Source organism: Photobacterium ganghwense (assembly GCF_003025595.1).
Taxonomy (GTDB): domain Bacteria; phylum Pseudomonadota; class Gammaproteobacteria; order Enterobacterales; family Vibrionaceae; genus Photobacterium; species Photobacterium ganghwense.
Map to the genome: position 1 here is coordinate 318,454 of NZ_PYMI01000002.1, position 14,713 is coordinate 333,166.

13 protein-coding genes are annotated in these 14,713 nt (G+C 54.1%); 8 read left to right on the forward strand and 5 right to left on the reverse strand.

Features of this window, described 5'->3' with window-relative positions:
• Positions 1-57: 57 nt before the first annotated feature.
• From C9I92_RS07275 to nirD, 6 genes are all read left to right on the forward strand, one after another.
• Positions 58-633 (forward strand): ANTAR domain-containing protein, encoded by a 576-nt coding sequence (locus C9I92_RS07275; RefSeq protein WP_047884899.1) that lies wholly within the window; start codon positions 58-60, stop codon positions 631-633.
• A gap of 307 nt (positions 634-940) precedes the next feature.
• Positions 941-2,284 carry a CmpA/NrtA family ABC transporter substrate-binding protein gene (locus C9I92_RS07280; RefSeq protein ID WP_242551990.1) on the forward strand — a complete coding sequence of 448 codons (1,344 nt, stop codon included), beginning with the start codon at positions 941-943 and terminating at the stop codon, positions 2,282-2,284.
• Between the two features lie 56 nt (positions 2,285-2,340).
• The gene (locus C9I92_RS07285; protein ID WP_415722080.1) at positions 2,341-3,267 is read left to right on the forward strand and encodes an ABC transporter permease; all 927 of its coding nucleotides are present in this window, start codon (positions 2,341-2,343) and stop codon (positions 3,265-3,267) included.
• 23 nt (positions 3,268-3,290) lie between these two features.
• Entirely contained in the window at positions 3,291-4,115 is an 825-nt protein-coding gene (locus C9I92_RS07290) for an ABC transporter ATP-binding protein (RefSeq protein ID WP_047884896.1), read from the forward strand.
• A gap of 81 nt (positions 4,116-4,196) precedes the next feature.
• Positions 4,197-6,809, forward strand: a complete 2,613-nt coding sequence (gene nirB, locus C9I92_RS07295) for a nitrite reductase large subunit NirB (protein ID WP_047885139.1) — start codon at positions 4,197-4,199, stop codon at positions 6,807-6,809.
• Positions 6,806-7,132, forward strand: coding sequence for a nitrite reductase small subunit NirD (nirD, locus tag C9I92_RS07300; protein WP_047884895.1), 327 nt, complete (start codon positions 6,806-6,808; stop codon positions 7,130-7,132). Before nirB ends, nirD begins: the two co-directional genes overlap by 4 nt.
• 157 nt (positions 7,133-7,289) lie before the next feature.
• On the opposite strand, the gene C9I92_RS07305 is transcribed toward nirD, so the two are convergent.
• Positions 7,290-8,228, reverse strand: a complete 939-nt coding sequence (locus C9I92_RS07305; protein ID WP_047884894.1) for a LysR substrate-binding domain-containing protein — start codon at positions 8,226-8,228, stop codon at positions 7,290-7,292.
• A 98-nt stretch (positions 8,229-8,326) separates the two neighbouring features.
• Here C9I92_RS07305 and C9I92_RS07310 point away from each other — a divergent pair, with 98 nt between their 5' ends.
• Positions 8,327-8,542, forward strand: coding sequence for a DUF1127 domain-containing protein (locus C9I92_RS07310; RefSeq protein ID WP_146149671.1), 216 nt, complete (start codon positions 8,327-8,329; stop codon positions 8,540-8,542).
• Positions 8,543-8,838: 296 nt separating this feature from the next.
• On the opposite strand, the gene tkt is transcribed toward C9I92_RS07310, so the two are convergent.
• The 3 genes from tkt to C9I92_RS07325 form a co-directional block, all read right to left on the reverse strand.
• Positions 8,839-10,830, reverse strand: a complete 1,992-nt coding sequence (gene tkt / locus C9I92_RS07315) for a transketolase (protein WP_107193829.1) — start codon at positions 10,828-10,830, stop codon at positions 8,839-8,841.
• Between the two features lie 83 nt (positions 10,831-10,913).
• Positions 10,914-11,864, reverse strand: coding sequence for a transaldolase (gene tal / locus C9I92_RS07320; RefSeq protein ID WP_047885204.1), 951 nt, complete (start codon positions 11,862-11,864; stop codon positions 10,914-10,916).
• Positions 11,865-12,399: 535 nt separating this feature from the next.
• Entirely contained in the window at positions 12,400-12,921 is a 522-nt protein-coding gene (locus tag C9I92_RS07325; protein WP_047885203.1) for a DUF3016 domain-containing protein, read from the reverse strand.
• A gap of 99 nt (positions 12,922-13,020) precedes the next feature.
• Between C9I92_RS07325 and C9I92_RS25765 the strand changes: the two genes are divergently transcribed.
• On the forward strand, positions 13,021-13,149 hold the full coding sequence (locus C9I92_RS25765) for a hypothetical protein (RefSeq protein WP_273860170.1): 129 nt from the start codon (positions 13,021-13,023) through the stop codon (positions 13,147-13,149).
• 85 nt (positions 13,150-13,234) lie between these two features.
• Here the strand turns inward: C9I92_RS25765 and C9I92_RS07330 are convergent, their stop codons facing one another.
• Positions 13,235-14,647 carry a YfcC family protein gene (locus C9I92_RS07330; protein WP_047885202.1) on the reverse strand — a complete coding sequence of 471 codons (1,413 nt, stop codon included), beginning with the start codon at positions 14,645-14,647 and terminating at the stop codon, positions 13,235-13,237.
• Positions 14,648-14,713 lie beyond the last annotated feature (66 nt).

The following is a 14,713-nucleotide window of genomic DNA, read 5'->3' on the forward strand; positions in this document are numbered from 1 at the left end:
CTTGCTTAGATCTCTGTGAAGGCCAAGAGTCAGGGCCGACAGGATAAGTGGTGGTTCATGGCGAAGTCTGAAGCGAAACATATACTGGTGTGCAGTGATTGCACCCGGGAGCAGGCCAGGCTGACCGGTAAACTGGCCGTGGAGTACGACAATGTGATCGGTTGCCGGTTTAGCCAGTTGCCGACGCTGCTCACCCAGTTGCCACACAGCGTGTTGGTGCTCAGCTGGTCACGGGCGGATGCGGAACTGCGACTGCTGGTTGAAGAGGCGGGAGAGCAACGCTGGCCGCTGGTGGTGATGGTGCGCAAGCTGGATCATCACGACATAGATCGGCTTCCCCGGCCAAATGGCTACGTGTTACTGCCTGGCGACTCGGCAACGGCGCTGAGTGTTTGGGTGGAACGGGCCATGCAGGTCAGAGCCGTACAATGTCAGCTGGTCAAAGAGCTGGCAACCGTCACCCGGCGGCTGGAAGAGCGGCGACGGGTAGAGCAGGCCAAGGGACTGTTGATGAAATTACAGGGGCTGGATGAGGCCGAGGCGTATCAGCTGTTACGCCGAACCGCGATGGAAAACAATCAAAGTCTGGGTCAGATCGCGCAAAATATTTTGGTGGCCCTCGGTCAACAATAGTAAGCCGAAGGGTTCCTGAGTGGGACACGCGAAGGCTGGGAATATTAATACTGACTGGCAAAACATGACCGGTAAACGCAGTTTTTCAGGCTGCCCCCGTTTCAGCTAGGCATCATTTCAGTCAGGCAACACACAATTCAAACACATTAAGCGACGCCGCTTCCCCCGCTGGGGAAGCGGCGTTTTTGTTTGCAGTGACGTTGTTTGACCTGTTGGTGGATTTGAGCTTTTAGCGGGTGAGTGGTGAAGCAGGTTTGAATTAACGAGCTAAGGAAGAGGAAAAGGTATGGAAAAGGTGAATGGCTGGATGTTAGCCGGTGTGATCAGCGCCGGGCTGTTTTCACAGCCGGTGCTGGCTAAGGTAGGGCCACCGGAAAAAGACGAGCTGAAGTTCGGCTTTATCAAGTTGACCGACATGGCACCACTTGCGGTGGCCTATGAGAACTTCTATTTCGAAGACGAAGGGCTGTACGTCACGCTGGAGGCGCAGGCGAACTGGAAAGTGCTGCTCGATCGGGTGATTGATGGTGAGCTGGATGGTGCTCACATGCTGGCTGGTCAGCCGATTGGCGCGACCATCGGCATCGGTACCAAAGCCGATGTGATCACGGCATTCAGTATGGATCTGAACGGTAATGCCATCACCGTGGCCAACAGTGTCTGGGACGCGATTAAACCGCAGATTGATAAAGCCGCAGACGGCAAACCCAATCATCCGGTCAAAGCCGATGTGCTCAAACCGGTGATTGAAGCTTATAAGGCTGAGGGTAAGCCGTTCAATATGGGCATGGTCTTTCCGGTCTCAACCCATAACTATGAACTGCGTTACTGGCTGGCGGCCGGTGGCATTCATCCCGGCTATTACGCCCCGCAGCAGGGTGACAACAGCGGCCAGCGTCAGGCGGATGTGTTGCTAAGTGTTACCCCGCCGCCGCAGATGCCCGCCACGTTGGAAGCCGCCACCATTCAGGGGTACTGCGTGGGAGAGCCATGGAATCAGCAGGCCGTGTTCAAAGGCATAGGGGTACCGGTGATCACTGATTACGACATCTGGCCGAATAATCCGGAAAAAGTGTTCGGAGTCAGCAAGGCCTGGGCAGAAGCCAATCCGAATACCCATATCCGGGTGGTGAAAGCGCTGATCCGTGCCGCGTACTGGCTCGACGAGCAGGAAAATGCTAACCGGACAGACGCTGTAAAAATGCTGGCCCGCAGTCAGTATGTCGGAGCGGATGCCAAGGTTATTGCTAACAGCATGACGGGCACCTTCGAATACGAAAAGGGCGACAAGCGCCCGGCCCCCGACTTCAACGTGTTTTTTCGTCACCACGCCACTTATCCCTATTACAGCGATGCGATCTGGACTCTGACGCAGATGCGTCGCTGGGGACAGATTCCCGAAGCTAAGCCTGACGACTGGTACATGTCGATAGCGAAAAAAGTCTACCGACCGGATATCTACCGTCAGGCCGCTGAGGCGCTGATTGATGAGGGCAAAATGAAAGCCGCAGACTTTCCGGATTTTGTCGCCGAAGATGGTTTTCGCGACCCGCAAACGGGCTTTATCGACCGGATCACTTTTGATGGCCGTTATCCGAACGCCTATCTCGATCAATTCACGATTGGGCTGAAAGGCAACGACAAACTGTAAGGAGACTCATCATGGCGTCAATCATTACACTTCCGGCATTGCCGAAACCTGCGCGGATGATTCAGCACAGCCGCGGGATCGCTCTGCCATTACTGGGAATCGCGATTTTCTTACTGGTCTGGCATCTGGCGGCAAGTCAGGTTCAGACCTCGCTCGGGACGTTACCCGGGCCAATCCAGACCTGGCAGCAATTCCGCGGGCTGGTGGAAGAGCATCAGCGAGAGCGGGATCAGGAAGCCGCATTTTATGAACGACAGGAAAAGCGCAACGCAGCGCGACTGGCTCAGGATCCTCAGACGGAAATCCGGGTGCGCGAATACACCGGAAAACCAACATTTTTCGATCAGATTGGCACCAGCTTGCTGACCGTCGCCGCCGGTTTCCTGCTTGCCACGGTGATTGCTATCCCGGCGGGGATCATCCTCGGTCTGAACAAAGGGCTGTATGCCGCGTTCAACCCGGTGATCCAGCTGCTGAAACCGGTCTCACCACTGGCCTGGCTGCCGATTGTCACCATGGTGGTGAGCGCGGTGTATGTCAGTGATGATCCGCTGGTGGCGAAATCGTTTCTGAATTCCCTGTTTACCGTCGCTATGTGCAGCCTTTGGCCAACCCTGATCAATACCGCCGTCGGTGTCACCGGTGTTGATAACGATCTCCACAACGTCAGCCGGGTGCTCAAGCTGTCGCGCTGGCAGCATGTCCGTACCATCGTGCTGCCGTCGGCGGTACCTATGGTGTTTACCGGGCTGCGCCTGTCGCTTGGGGTGGCCTGGATGGTGCTGATCGCAGCGGAAATGCTGGCCCAGAACCCGGGTCTTGGCAAATTCGTCTGGGATGAATTCCAGAACGGCAGTTCGGCGTCGCTCGGGCGCATCATGGTCGCCGTTGTGACCATCGGTTTTATCGGGCTGTTGCTGGATCGCGGCATGCTCAGTCTGCAACGCCATTTTTCCTGGAATAAACAGCTCAGCCTGCGTTAGGCAGCGGAAGTAAGGAGAACACTATGTCACGCGAATATTTGTTACTCAGTTATCTGGGAATGCGCTTTCCGACGCCTGGCGGTGAGTTTGTGGCACTCAAAGACGTCAATTTCACCATCAACCAAGGCGAGTTCATCTCTCTGATTGGCCATTCCGGGTGTGGTAAATCGACCGTGCTGAATCTGGTGGCTGGACTGCTGGAGCCGACAGACGGCGGGGTGATCCTCGAAGGGCGGGAAATCGACGGGCCGGGACCTGAGCGAGCGGTGGTATTTCAAAACCATGCGCTGCTGCCCTGGCTGACCGTGTACCAGAACGTCGAGCTGGCGGTGAAGCAGATTAGTAAAGGCAAGCCCGCTGCGGCGATCCGGGAAGCGGTGATGCACTACCTGACACTGGTGCAGATGGAGCATGCCCATGACAAAAGGCCGGACGAAATTTCCGGCGGGATGAAACAGCGGGTCGGTATTGCTCGGGCACTGGCGATGCAGCCCAAAGTCTTGCTGATGGATGAACCGTTCGGGGCATTGGATGCTCTGACCCGAGCCCATTTGCAGGATGCCCTGATGGCGATTCAGGCCGAACTGAACAACACCGTCATCATGATCACCCACGATGTGGACGAGGCGGTACTGCTGTCTGATCGCATTGTGATGATGAGCAATGGCCCGGCGGCCACCATTGGTGAAGTGTTGGATATCAACCTGCCTAGACCGCGTGAACGGGTCGCGCTGGCGGACGATCCGGTTTATCAGCGCCTGCGCCAGAGCGTGCTTCGCTTTCTTTACGAAAAACAGCGCAAGGTCGAGGCGATTGGCGACAAGGCCGGCAAGCAACGTGTGGCGTAATGACTGCCGATTGGGATACGGAAAATCCGCGTTAAGGCAGAGTGGCTGATGGCAGCCAACAGGCAGGAGAGCAAAATGTTGATGCAAAGAGAAAAATTACTGGTGGTGGGTAACGGCATGGTTGGCCATCACCTGATTGAGCAGTTGGTGGCGAAAAATGCCCAGCAACGTTATCAGATTGTGGTGCTGGGCGAGGAACGCTTTGTCGCGTACGACAGGGTACATATGTCCTCCCTTTTTTCCGGCAATGATCATCACGCGCTGCTGCTGAGCAGCGAAGCCTGGTATCAGGAAAACGGCATTGAACTGCTGCTGGGCGAGCCGGTCGTGGCTATTGATTGTGAGAAAAAGCGGGTCACGCTGGCGGGCGACAGCCAGCTGGCCTATGACAAGCTGGTATTGGCAACAGGATCCTACCCGTTCGTGCCACCTTTAACCGGCAGCGACAGGAATAACTGTTTTGTCTACCGGACTTTAGACGATTTATCGGCAATCAAAACCGCGTGTACCGGTGCCAGAAGCGGCGCTGTCGTAGGGGGCGGGTTGTTGGGGCTGGAAGCGGCCAATGCCCTGCGGTTGCTCGGGCTGGAAACCCATGTGGTAGAGTTCGCGCCGCGCCTGATGCCGGTACAAATTGATGACGCAGGTAGCGCGTTGTTGCGCAGCAAAGTGTCGGAGCTGGGTGTGCAGGTTCACACCAACCGGGCGACCACTTCTATTTCGGATGGGGAGACGGCTTATCACCGAATGAACTTTAAGGAGCACGATCCGCTGGAGGTGGACGTGATTGTGTTCTCGGCCGGGATCCGCCCGCAGGACTCCCTCGCCCGGAAGGGCGGGCTGGCGGTGGGTGAACGCGGCGGTATCGTGATCAATGATGCCTGTCAGACCAGCGATCCCAATATTTACGCAATTGGCGAATGTGCCTTGTGGCAGCAGCGTATTTTCGGCTTGGTCGCCCCGGGGTACAGTATGGCGCGTATTGTGGCAGATCAGATCCTCGGCGGTGATGCGACGTTCGGCGGTGCTGATATGAGCACCAAACTGAAGCTGCTGGGCGTCGATGTGGCAGCTATTGGCAACTCGCTCGGTCAGGGCGACGATTGTCAGGAAATGGTGCTGCAGGACATGCGTGCCGGCGTATACAAAAAGCTGGTGGTCAATGAAACGGGTGATCAGCTGTTGGGGGCTATCCTGATTGGTGATAATCAGGATTACGACGCTTTGCTGCAATGTTACCTGAATCAGATGCCACTGCCTGCTCACCCGGCGGAGCTGCTGTTTGACTGCTCGGTGCTGAAAGGCAAACAGGATCCCGGAGCCATGATCTGTTCCTGCCACAACGTGACCCGGGGTGATATTACGGCGGCGGTGCAGGCCGGGATGCATGAGCTGTCAGAACTGAAAAGTTGCACCAAGGCCGGCACCGGTTGTGGCGGCTGTAGCACCATGGTGAAAACCATTCTCGATGAAGAGTTGGCGGCGCTCGGAATGGAAGTGAACCAGCATCTTTGTGAGCACTTTGCCTTTACCCGTCAGGAATTGTTTCATTTGGCTCGGGTAGAAAAAATCCGCAATTTTGAAACACTGATCAGCCGTTATGGCCAGGGCTCGAATCTGAATCATCACCAAAACACAAGTCATGCGCTGGGCTGTGATATTTGTAAGCCTGCCGCAGCGTCCATCTTTGCCTCATTGTGGAATGAGCATGTGCTGGAACCTCAGCACCAGCCTTTGCAGGACACCAATGATGCATTTTTGGCAAATATGCAAAAAGACGGCAGTTATTCGGTTGTGCCGCGTATCCCCGGCGGGGAAATTACCCCGGACAAACTGATCGTGCTCGGCGAAGTGGCCAAAAAATATGACCTTTACACCAAGATCACCGGCGGTCAGCGGGTCGATCTGTTCGGAGCTCAGCTTGAGCAACTGCCGGATATCTGGCAAGCGCTGATTGATGCCGGTTTTGAAACCGGCCATGCCTACGGCAAATCACTCCGAACGGTGAAATCTTGTGTCGGCTCGACCTGGTGCCGTTACGGGGTCGATGACTCCATCGGCCTCGCCATCATGCTCGAAAACCGCTACAAGGGACTGCGCTCACCCCATAAGCTCAAATTTGCTGTATCGGGCTGTACCCGCGAATGTGCCGAAGCGCAAAGTAAGGACATTGGTGTGATTGCCACAGACAAAGGCTGGAATCTGTATGTCTGTGGTAACGGCGGTATGCGGCCGCGCCATGCGGATTTACTCGCTTCGGATTTGTCGACGGAAGATCTGGTGCGGCTGATTGATCGGGTGCTGATGTTTTATATCCGGACGGCAGATCGTTTACAGCGCACCTCCGTCTGGCTGGAAAGCCTCGACGGCGGGCTGGACTACCTACGTCGCGTGGTGGTGGATGACAGCCTGGGGATTCATGCCGAGCTGGAGCAGCAGATGGCCCATGTGGTGGACACCTACCAGTGTGAGTGGAAAACCACGTTATCTACACCGGATAAATTGGCCCGGTTCCGCCGTTTTGTTAACGCAGAAAGTCAGGAGGCAGACGGGCAATCTCAAGCATTGATTTCCCCCCCAGCGTATCAGCGCGAACGCGGGCAGCGTATCCCTGTCCGGCAGCTAGACCTAAAGACAAAAGGTAGCAAAGCGGCAGACAGTGCGGTTGCAGCGGCTGCCAGGGAGGAAGTATGAGCTGGATAAAAATCTGTGGTTTGGATGCGCTGGTGGCGAACACCGGGATGGGCGCGATTGTAAACGGCCAGCAACTGGCGCTGTTTTACGTACCGACTCAGGATCCTGCTGTTTTCGCGCTGGATAACTGGGACCCTATCGGGAAGGCTTATGTGATGGCGCGGGGAATTGTTGGCGATCTCAAGGGAGAGCTGTGCGTGGCCTCGCCCCTCTACAAACAGCATTTCAATTTGCGCACCGGGCAGTGCCTGGAACAGCCGGCGATCAGTCTTGCAACCTGGTCGGTCAAAGTGGAAGACGGCAGCATCTGGGTGAGGTCGTAGTATCTGGGTGAAGTCGTAGTATCTGGGTGAAATCGTCGCTGTGTTGACACTTGCCCCGCTGCGGTTTGATGGCGAGCGGGGCGAGTGCCATACCTGACTTATCGGTTGGGAGTTTGATCGGCAATGTGAAAGAGGGTGCTCAACCTGACGTTACAGCTTACCCCTCGATAATTGTCAGCTCCGCAGGCCAGGTTTGCCGGAAGTCGTCAGCCTGCTGGCGGATCCATTCGCAAAACTGGATGACTTTCTCGCGGCGGAAATATCCCTCAGGCGCACACAGGTGATAGCGAAAAGCCGGCCTCACGGCAATGTTGCCTATTCTGACCAGTTTCCCTTCTTCCTGATAGCGGTGGGCCAGACTGTGGCGAGCCAGTGCCACTCCCTGAACCGATAATGCCCCTTCAAGCACATAATTGGCACCGTCATAGGCCAATGCTGAGCAGCCGCCTCTGGCACCGACCAGTGACAGCCAGCGCCCCCAGTCCATATCCGGCCAGATATCGCCAATCAGGTGAGCGCGTTGCAAGTCATCGACCGTGTGGAGCTGATGCTGCGCCTGATAAAGCGGGTGGCAAACCGGGTAAAGCAGGTCGTCCATCAGCCATTGACTGGTTAGTCCGGCATACTGGCCTTTCCCGTAGCGAATACAAAGGTCAACGGATGATTTTTCAAAGGAATTCAGCTCATTTTTGGATTCCACCAGAACGGACAGCGACGGGTGTGCTTCCCGGAAACTGGTCATACGCGGAACCAGCCAATGTTGGGAAAAGGAGGGCAGGGTCGAGAGTGCCAGTCTGTGCGGCTCAGGGTCGTTATTTATCAGCCATACGCCATTCTGGATCGAGCTAAATCCTTGTTGCGTGTGCTCGAACAAAATCGCCCCCTCAGGGGTCAGCACCACCTTGCGGTGCTGGCGATAAAACAGGGGCGTTCCCAGCCATTCTTCCAGCAGCCGGATTTGCTGGCTGATGGCCGCCGCCGTCACGAACAGGGCATCCGCTGCGGCTTTAAAGCTGCCAAGGTGCGCCGCCTGATAGAAATAATACAAACCTTGCAACGGGGGCATACGTTTGTGCGGGTCACTCGGTATTGACATAAGTTTTCCTTAACTGAGTGCCAGAATCAATCGTTTGAGCATACGTCGTCGGTGAACAAAAATAAATCATACATTTTAGATGAATAGGCGATTAAAAGATGATGACAATGTATGACCCTGTATTTCCGACCGTTAAGCAAGTGGTTAACTCAGTTAAGCGTGGGTTGTCTTTATTGAAAAGCTGGCGACAGCAGCGCCGAAATTTGCAGTATCTGTCAGATATCCCCGAGCACCTGCGCGATGATCTGGGGCTGGACGGAATTGCTAATGCAGCGCGGCCGACCGCGAGTGAGATGGCGCACAAGCGACCTTAAACCCACTGTCCCAGAGAGTCGTTTCACAGAAGTGCGATCAGAATCGGTATTCGCCAGCAGGGAGCAGAAGATAAAAAGCAGCAAAAATAGATGCAAAGAAATCAGTAACGAAAAAAAATCAGGTGAAATGCCAGAGGGCATAGGAGGGGGAATAAGATGGGTATGAGAAGGAAAGTCGAAAGGGGATAAAACCGGAGGCCCAAACCGCAATGACCCCGCGGCAGAAAAACAAACCCGGCCAGTAGCCGGGTTTGATTCTTTATTTTGAAAGTCGGCGTGCTGACGCCAACCGGGAATTACGCCAGTAGCTCTTTCGCTGTGCTGACGACATTCTCAGTGGTAAAGCCGAACATTTCGAACAGTTGGCCAGCCGGTGCAGATTCACCGAAGCTGGTCATGCCGATGATGCGGCCGTCGAAACCGACGTACTTGTACCAGAAATCTGCGATACCCGCTTCGATAGCGATACGTGCTGTCACGTCTGATGGCAGCACTGTTTCGCGGTATGCCGCGTCTTGCTTGTCGAACGTGTCAGTCGATGGCATAGAGACCACGCGAACCAGCTTGCCTTCGGCAGTCAGTTCCGCTGCTGCGTTCACAGCCAGCTCCACTTCAGAGCCGGTCGCGATCAGGATCAGCTCAGGTTTGCCAGCACAATCTTTCAGGATGTAACCACCCTTCGCGATGTCAGCCACCTGAACCTCAGAGCGCTCTTGCTGCGCCAGGTTCTGACGCGAGAAGATCAGCGCTGATGGCGCGTCTTTACGCTCGATAGCCAGTTTCCAGGCAACCGCAGACTCAACCTGGTCACACGGACGCCATGTGCTCATGTTCGGCGTCAGGCGCAGAGACGCCATTTGCTCAACCGGCTGGTGCGTCGGACCGTCTTCACCCAGACCGATAGAGTCGTGCGTGTACACTTGGATGTTCTGAATTTTCATCAGAGCGGCCATGCGCATTGCGTTACGGGCGTATTCCATGAACATCAGGAAGGTGGCACCGTAAGGCACGAAACCGCCGTGCAGGGCGATACCGTTGATGATCGCAGTCATGCCGAATTCACGTACACCGTAATGGATGTAGTTACCCGAGAAGTCACCCGCTTCCAGAGACTTCGAGCCAGACCACATGGTCAGGTTAGACGGTGCCAGGTCAGCTGAGCCGCCCATGAATTCCGGCAGCAGTTTACCGAACGCTTCCAGCGCGTTTTGAGACGCTTTACGGGATGCGATGTTCGCTGGGTTGGCTTGCAACTCAGCAATGATTGCGCTGGTCGCTTCTTCCCAGTTCGCTGGTAGCTCACCGTTGACACGGCGCTTGTACTCAGCAGCCAGCTCAGGGTAAGCCGCTTGGTACGCCGCGAACTTGTCGTTCCAGGTCGCTTCTTTGGCAGCGCCCGCTTCTTTTGCATCCCACTCAGCGTAGATGTCTGCCGGGATTTCAAACGGACCGTGGTTCCAGCACAGGAATTCACGGGCAGCCGCGATTTCGTCGTGGCCCAGTGGTGCACCGTGACAGTCGTGTGAGCCAGCTTTGTTTGGTGAACCGAAACCGATGATGGTCTTAGTACAAATCAGGGTTGGACGAGGGTCGGCTTTCGCCGCTTCGATTGCCGCGTTGATCGCGTCAGAATCGTGACCGTCAACCGCTGGAATAACGTGCCAGCCGTATGCTTCAAAACGTTTTGGTGTGTCGTCGGAGAACCAGCCTTCCACGTGACCGTCGATAGAAATGCCATTGTCATCCCAAAATGCGATCAGTTTGCCCAGGCCCAGAGTACCGGCCAGTGAGCACGCTTCGTGAGAGATGCCTTCCATCAGACAGCCGTCGCCCATGAACACGTAGGTGAAGTGGTCAACGATGTCATGGCCGTCTTTGTTGAACTGCGCAGCCAGTGCTTTTTCCGCAATCGCCATACCTACGGCATTGGTGATGCCCTGACCCAGCGGACCAGTCGTCGTTTCGATACCCGGTGCGTAACCGTACTCAGGGTGACCCGGGGTTTTCGAGTGCAGCTGACGGAAGTTTTTCAGATCATCGATAGACAGATCGTAACCGGTCAGGTGAAGCAGAGAGTAAATCAGCATCGAGCCGTGGCCGTTCGACAGGACGAAACGGTCGCGATCAGCCCACTGCGGGTTCTGAGGGTTGTGGTTCATGTGTGAACGCCAAAGCACTTCGGCGATGTCAGCCATACCCATTGGGGCACCCGGGTGACCAGAGTTAGCTTGTTGCACACCGTCCATGCTCAGGGCACGGATTGCATTGGCCAGTTCTTTACGTTCCATATTGGTTTCCACTATAGAATTTGAGTCGATAAAAAAGGAAGAAAGCGGCGATGAAGGGCCGCTTTCTGAAATTTCATTAACGCTTACAGGCGCTCAGCAATCATTGCTTCCAGCTTGCCCTGGTCAACCGCGAAGTTGCGGATACCTTCGGCCAGCTTCTCAACCGCCATTGGGTCTTGGTTGTGATCCCACAGGAACTCAGCGTGTGTCATTGCTGCTGGACGCTCTTTAATGTTGGTCGCCGGAGTCAGTTTCTGTACAACGTCGCCTTGAGCTTCTTCCAGCTCTTGCAGCAGTTGCGGGCTGATGGTCAGGCGGTCACAGCCTGCCAGTTCCAGGATTTCACCCGTGTTACGGAAGCTCGCACCCATTACCACAGTGTTGTAACCGTGTTCTTTGTAGTAGTTGTAGATGCTGGTTACAGACAGTACGCCTGGATCTTCTGATGGCTCGAAATCACGGCCTTCTTTGGCTTTGTACCAGTCCATGATACGGCCAACGAATGGCGAGATCAGGAAAACACCGGCTTCTGCACACGCACGTGCCTGGGCAAATGAGAACAGCAGGGTCAGGTTACAGTTGATGCCTTCTTTTTCCAGTACTTCTGCAGCGCGGATACCTTCCCAGGTCGAAGCCAGTTTGATCAGGATGCGGTCATTCGAGATACCGGCATCATTGTACATTTTGATCAGTTGACGGGCTTTCTTGATGCTGCCTTCAGTGTCGTAAGACAGACGAGCATCAACTTCAGTCGAGATACGGCCAGGAATCACGTTCAGGATTTCTTTACCGATGTTTACTGCCAGCATGTCACAGGTATCAGCAATTTGCTGTTGTTTGTCATCGCTTTGTGCTTTTGCGTAAGCAATGGCCTGTTCAATCAGCGGGGCGTACTCTTCGATTTGAGCGGCTTTCAGGATCAGTGAAGGGTTAGTGGTCGCGTCCTGAGGTTTGTACTTGCTAATAGCATCGATGTCGCCGGTGTCAGCAACAACAGTAGTCAGCGCGCGCAGTTGTTCCAATTTAGTGCTCATATCTCTCGACCTTAATCTGTGTGGGCTTGTCTCGACCTAGCCTAAAGTGTAGCTAGTAAATCCGCGATTACGTTTCCTTCATATTCCGCCCCTAACCATCATATCCTGATGTTGAGCAAATGGATCTATGAAGAACAATTGATGCTTCGATAATTAGCATTTTATGAAACTTTGTCAATGAAAATTCCAGATAAACACCGATGGGATCTCATTACAGCCATATAATCCTCAGTGGGTGAACGAAATATGGTGAATTTATGTTGACTGTTTATCGGTGTTCAGGAATTACCGCTGCGAACATATGATCTATCTTGTGATCAAATGCTCACTCTCTGACGGCAGGTTTGGGTGGTGAGCGCCGGGCTGAGAGTTTTCACTACCCGGCGTAATATGCTCAGTACAAGGGCTGGCAGGAGGAAAAACCGATTTGAAGCGCGCGGTGATAGCTGTGCGCACCAGTAACAAAAATAAAGCAGTTACTTCGCCTGAATAGTCGATGGGGCCTGATGTCGGGGATGTCAGGCCATTACTCGATTCAAAGTGTTTTCTTTACCCAGTTTTTAATTAACTGGTTTTCATAGGCAAAAGGCCGATCTCTTGCCGGGCCGATAACGCTATTGAGGTAGTTGATGTCGGAGAGTTTTTCGTCACCCTGCTTGAGCACCTGCTCACCCTTCATCATTTTGTAGCTAAATGTGATGCGGGGAGGCGTCAGGTCATCCAGAATGCGCAATTCGCGAGTGACTCCCGGCCGAAATCGTACATCACCAGCCAGATCCAGGTTGGTGACTTCTATATACAGTGTCTCTTCGCCGGTCAGTTTGGATTTGGCGGCCTCACCGAAAAACGCTGATATTTGTTTAAAGACCCGCTGCTCAAAACGCGACTGCACTTCGTCGACGGCTTCAACATCGCGGTATGTGTCGGTCTGGCTCCAGACAACGACGGCAGGGGGAGATTGAAAGGTGAAATCTGGCTCTGCCCATGCTGAAGAGCTTAACCCGGCGAAGAATGCGCCAGACAATAAACAGGCTGTCAGGTGAATACGTTTGTTCATGGTTGCCTCCCGGAAACTGAAGATGTCCGGCTACTGTTTTATTACCTTAGTGCAGTGCGCCGGCTTCATCGAGTATGCCAGCTTTCAGGACAGTGTGTGATGAAAAAACAGACAAGTTCAGGCGAGATTCAGTCAGAAAACAACCGCACCGTCCTGACAAGGCTGGGACGGTGCGGCGGTGGTGCGTTTTACGTTATTGCGTTAATGCGCTACTGCATAGATGCATAGGCGTGTGGTTTATGCTGTGTGGTACTTTGCCTTTCCAGATAAACTGCCAAGCGACATCAATGCTGGTGCCAAGGCTTCTCTTATTTTAAAGGGTTGCGCCGATTGACAGTACAATACCGTTCAGTACCACGAAGAATGCGACCAATGGACCGATAAACTTCAGCCAGGTGATGTACGGAATTTTGGCAATCGCCAAGCCGCCCATCAGTACCCCGTAAGTGGGGGTGATAAACAGAACAGTCCCGATGCCACTCATGAAGGCAGTCACGACCAAATCACGGCCGGTGTTGGCAAAGTCACTCAGTGGCGCAAGGATTGGCATACTCATCACGGCCAGTCCGGATGTTGACGGCACAATAAACGACAGCAACATTTCAATCCAGTAAACCGTATTGATGAACAGAATACTGCTTTTACCGGCGACCAGCGTTTCCGCGTAGCTCAGAATGGTATCGGTAATATTCCCCGCTTCCATGACCACGACAATCCCGCGGGCAACCCCGACAATCAGTGCCACCCCAATTAGGTCGGCAGCCCCGGCAACAAACGAGTTAATCAATTCGTCTTCTTTCAAACGTCCGACCAGACCGCATAAAATCCCCATGAAAATAAACAGAGTGGCCATTTCTGCCATCCACCATCCTTGGACGGATACCCCGTAAATCATGATGGCGAAGGTCAGAATGAACAGAACAAGTACACCTTTCTGTGCCAGAGTCAGAGGGGCCAGGTTATCGCCAGTAGGTTTGCCCGCCAGAAAGTGGGCTTCATGGTCTTTACGTAGGTGGGCAATCAACGAGGCGTTCGGATCACGCTGCACTTTGCGGGCATAGTGCATGACGTAGGCACAACCCACAAACAGGGCGACAGCCAGAATCACAAAACGCAGTTCGATACCGCTGATAAAATCGACGCTGGCCGCGTTGGACGCGATAACGGTGCCGAACGGGTTGATGGTAGAACCAAGGGTGCCAATCCCTGTCCCGATAAAGATCACGGAGACGGCAACCAGCGGGTCAAAACGCGCGGTCATAAAAATGGGTATGAGCAAACCATAAAAGGCGAGGGATTCTTCGGCCATGCCGTACGAGGTGCCACCTAAAGCGAACAGCACCATCAGGATCGGGATCATATAGATTTCCCGCCCCTTGAGCAGCACCATGATACGGGCAATCCCGGTATCAATTGCCCCGGTTTTGGTGACGATTCCGAGGAAGCCGCCGACCATCAGGACAAACAGGCTGACATCAATCGCGCCGATGACGCCTGACACTGGATCGTAAAAGCCGGAAATAGGTGCCATCAGGGTATCAAATAGCCCCTGCGGGGAACTGTCAATGACATGGTAAGAACCGGGTACCGGCACTTCTCGCCCCAGTTGAGGGTTCATTTCACGAATGTATTTTCCTGCTGGCAGCATGTAGGTCAGCATGGCAAACATGGCGATCAGGAAGAACAGGATAGTAAAGGTATTGGGAAACTTTTTTATTTTTAACATGGTGCTTCCTTAGCAGCCCGTTCCGGGCTGCGGGTTCAGAGGTCAGTTGCTTGGTTTACATCGATT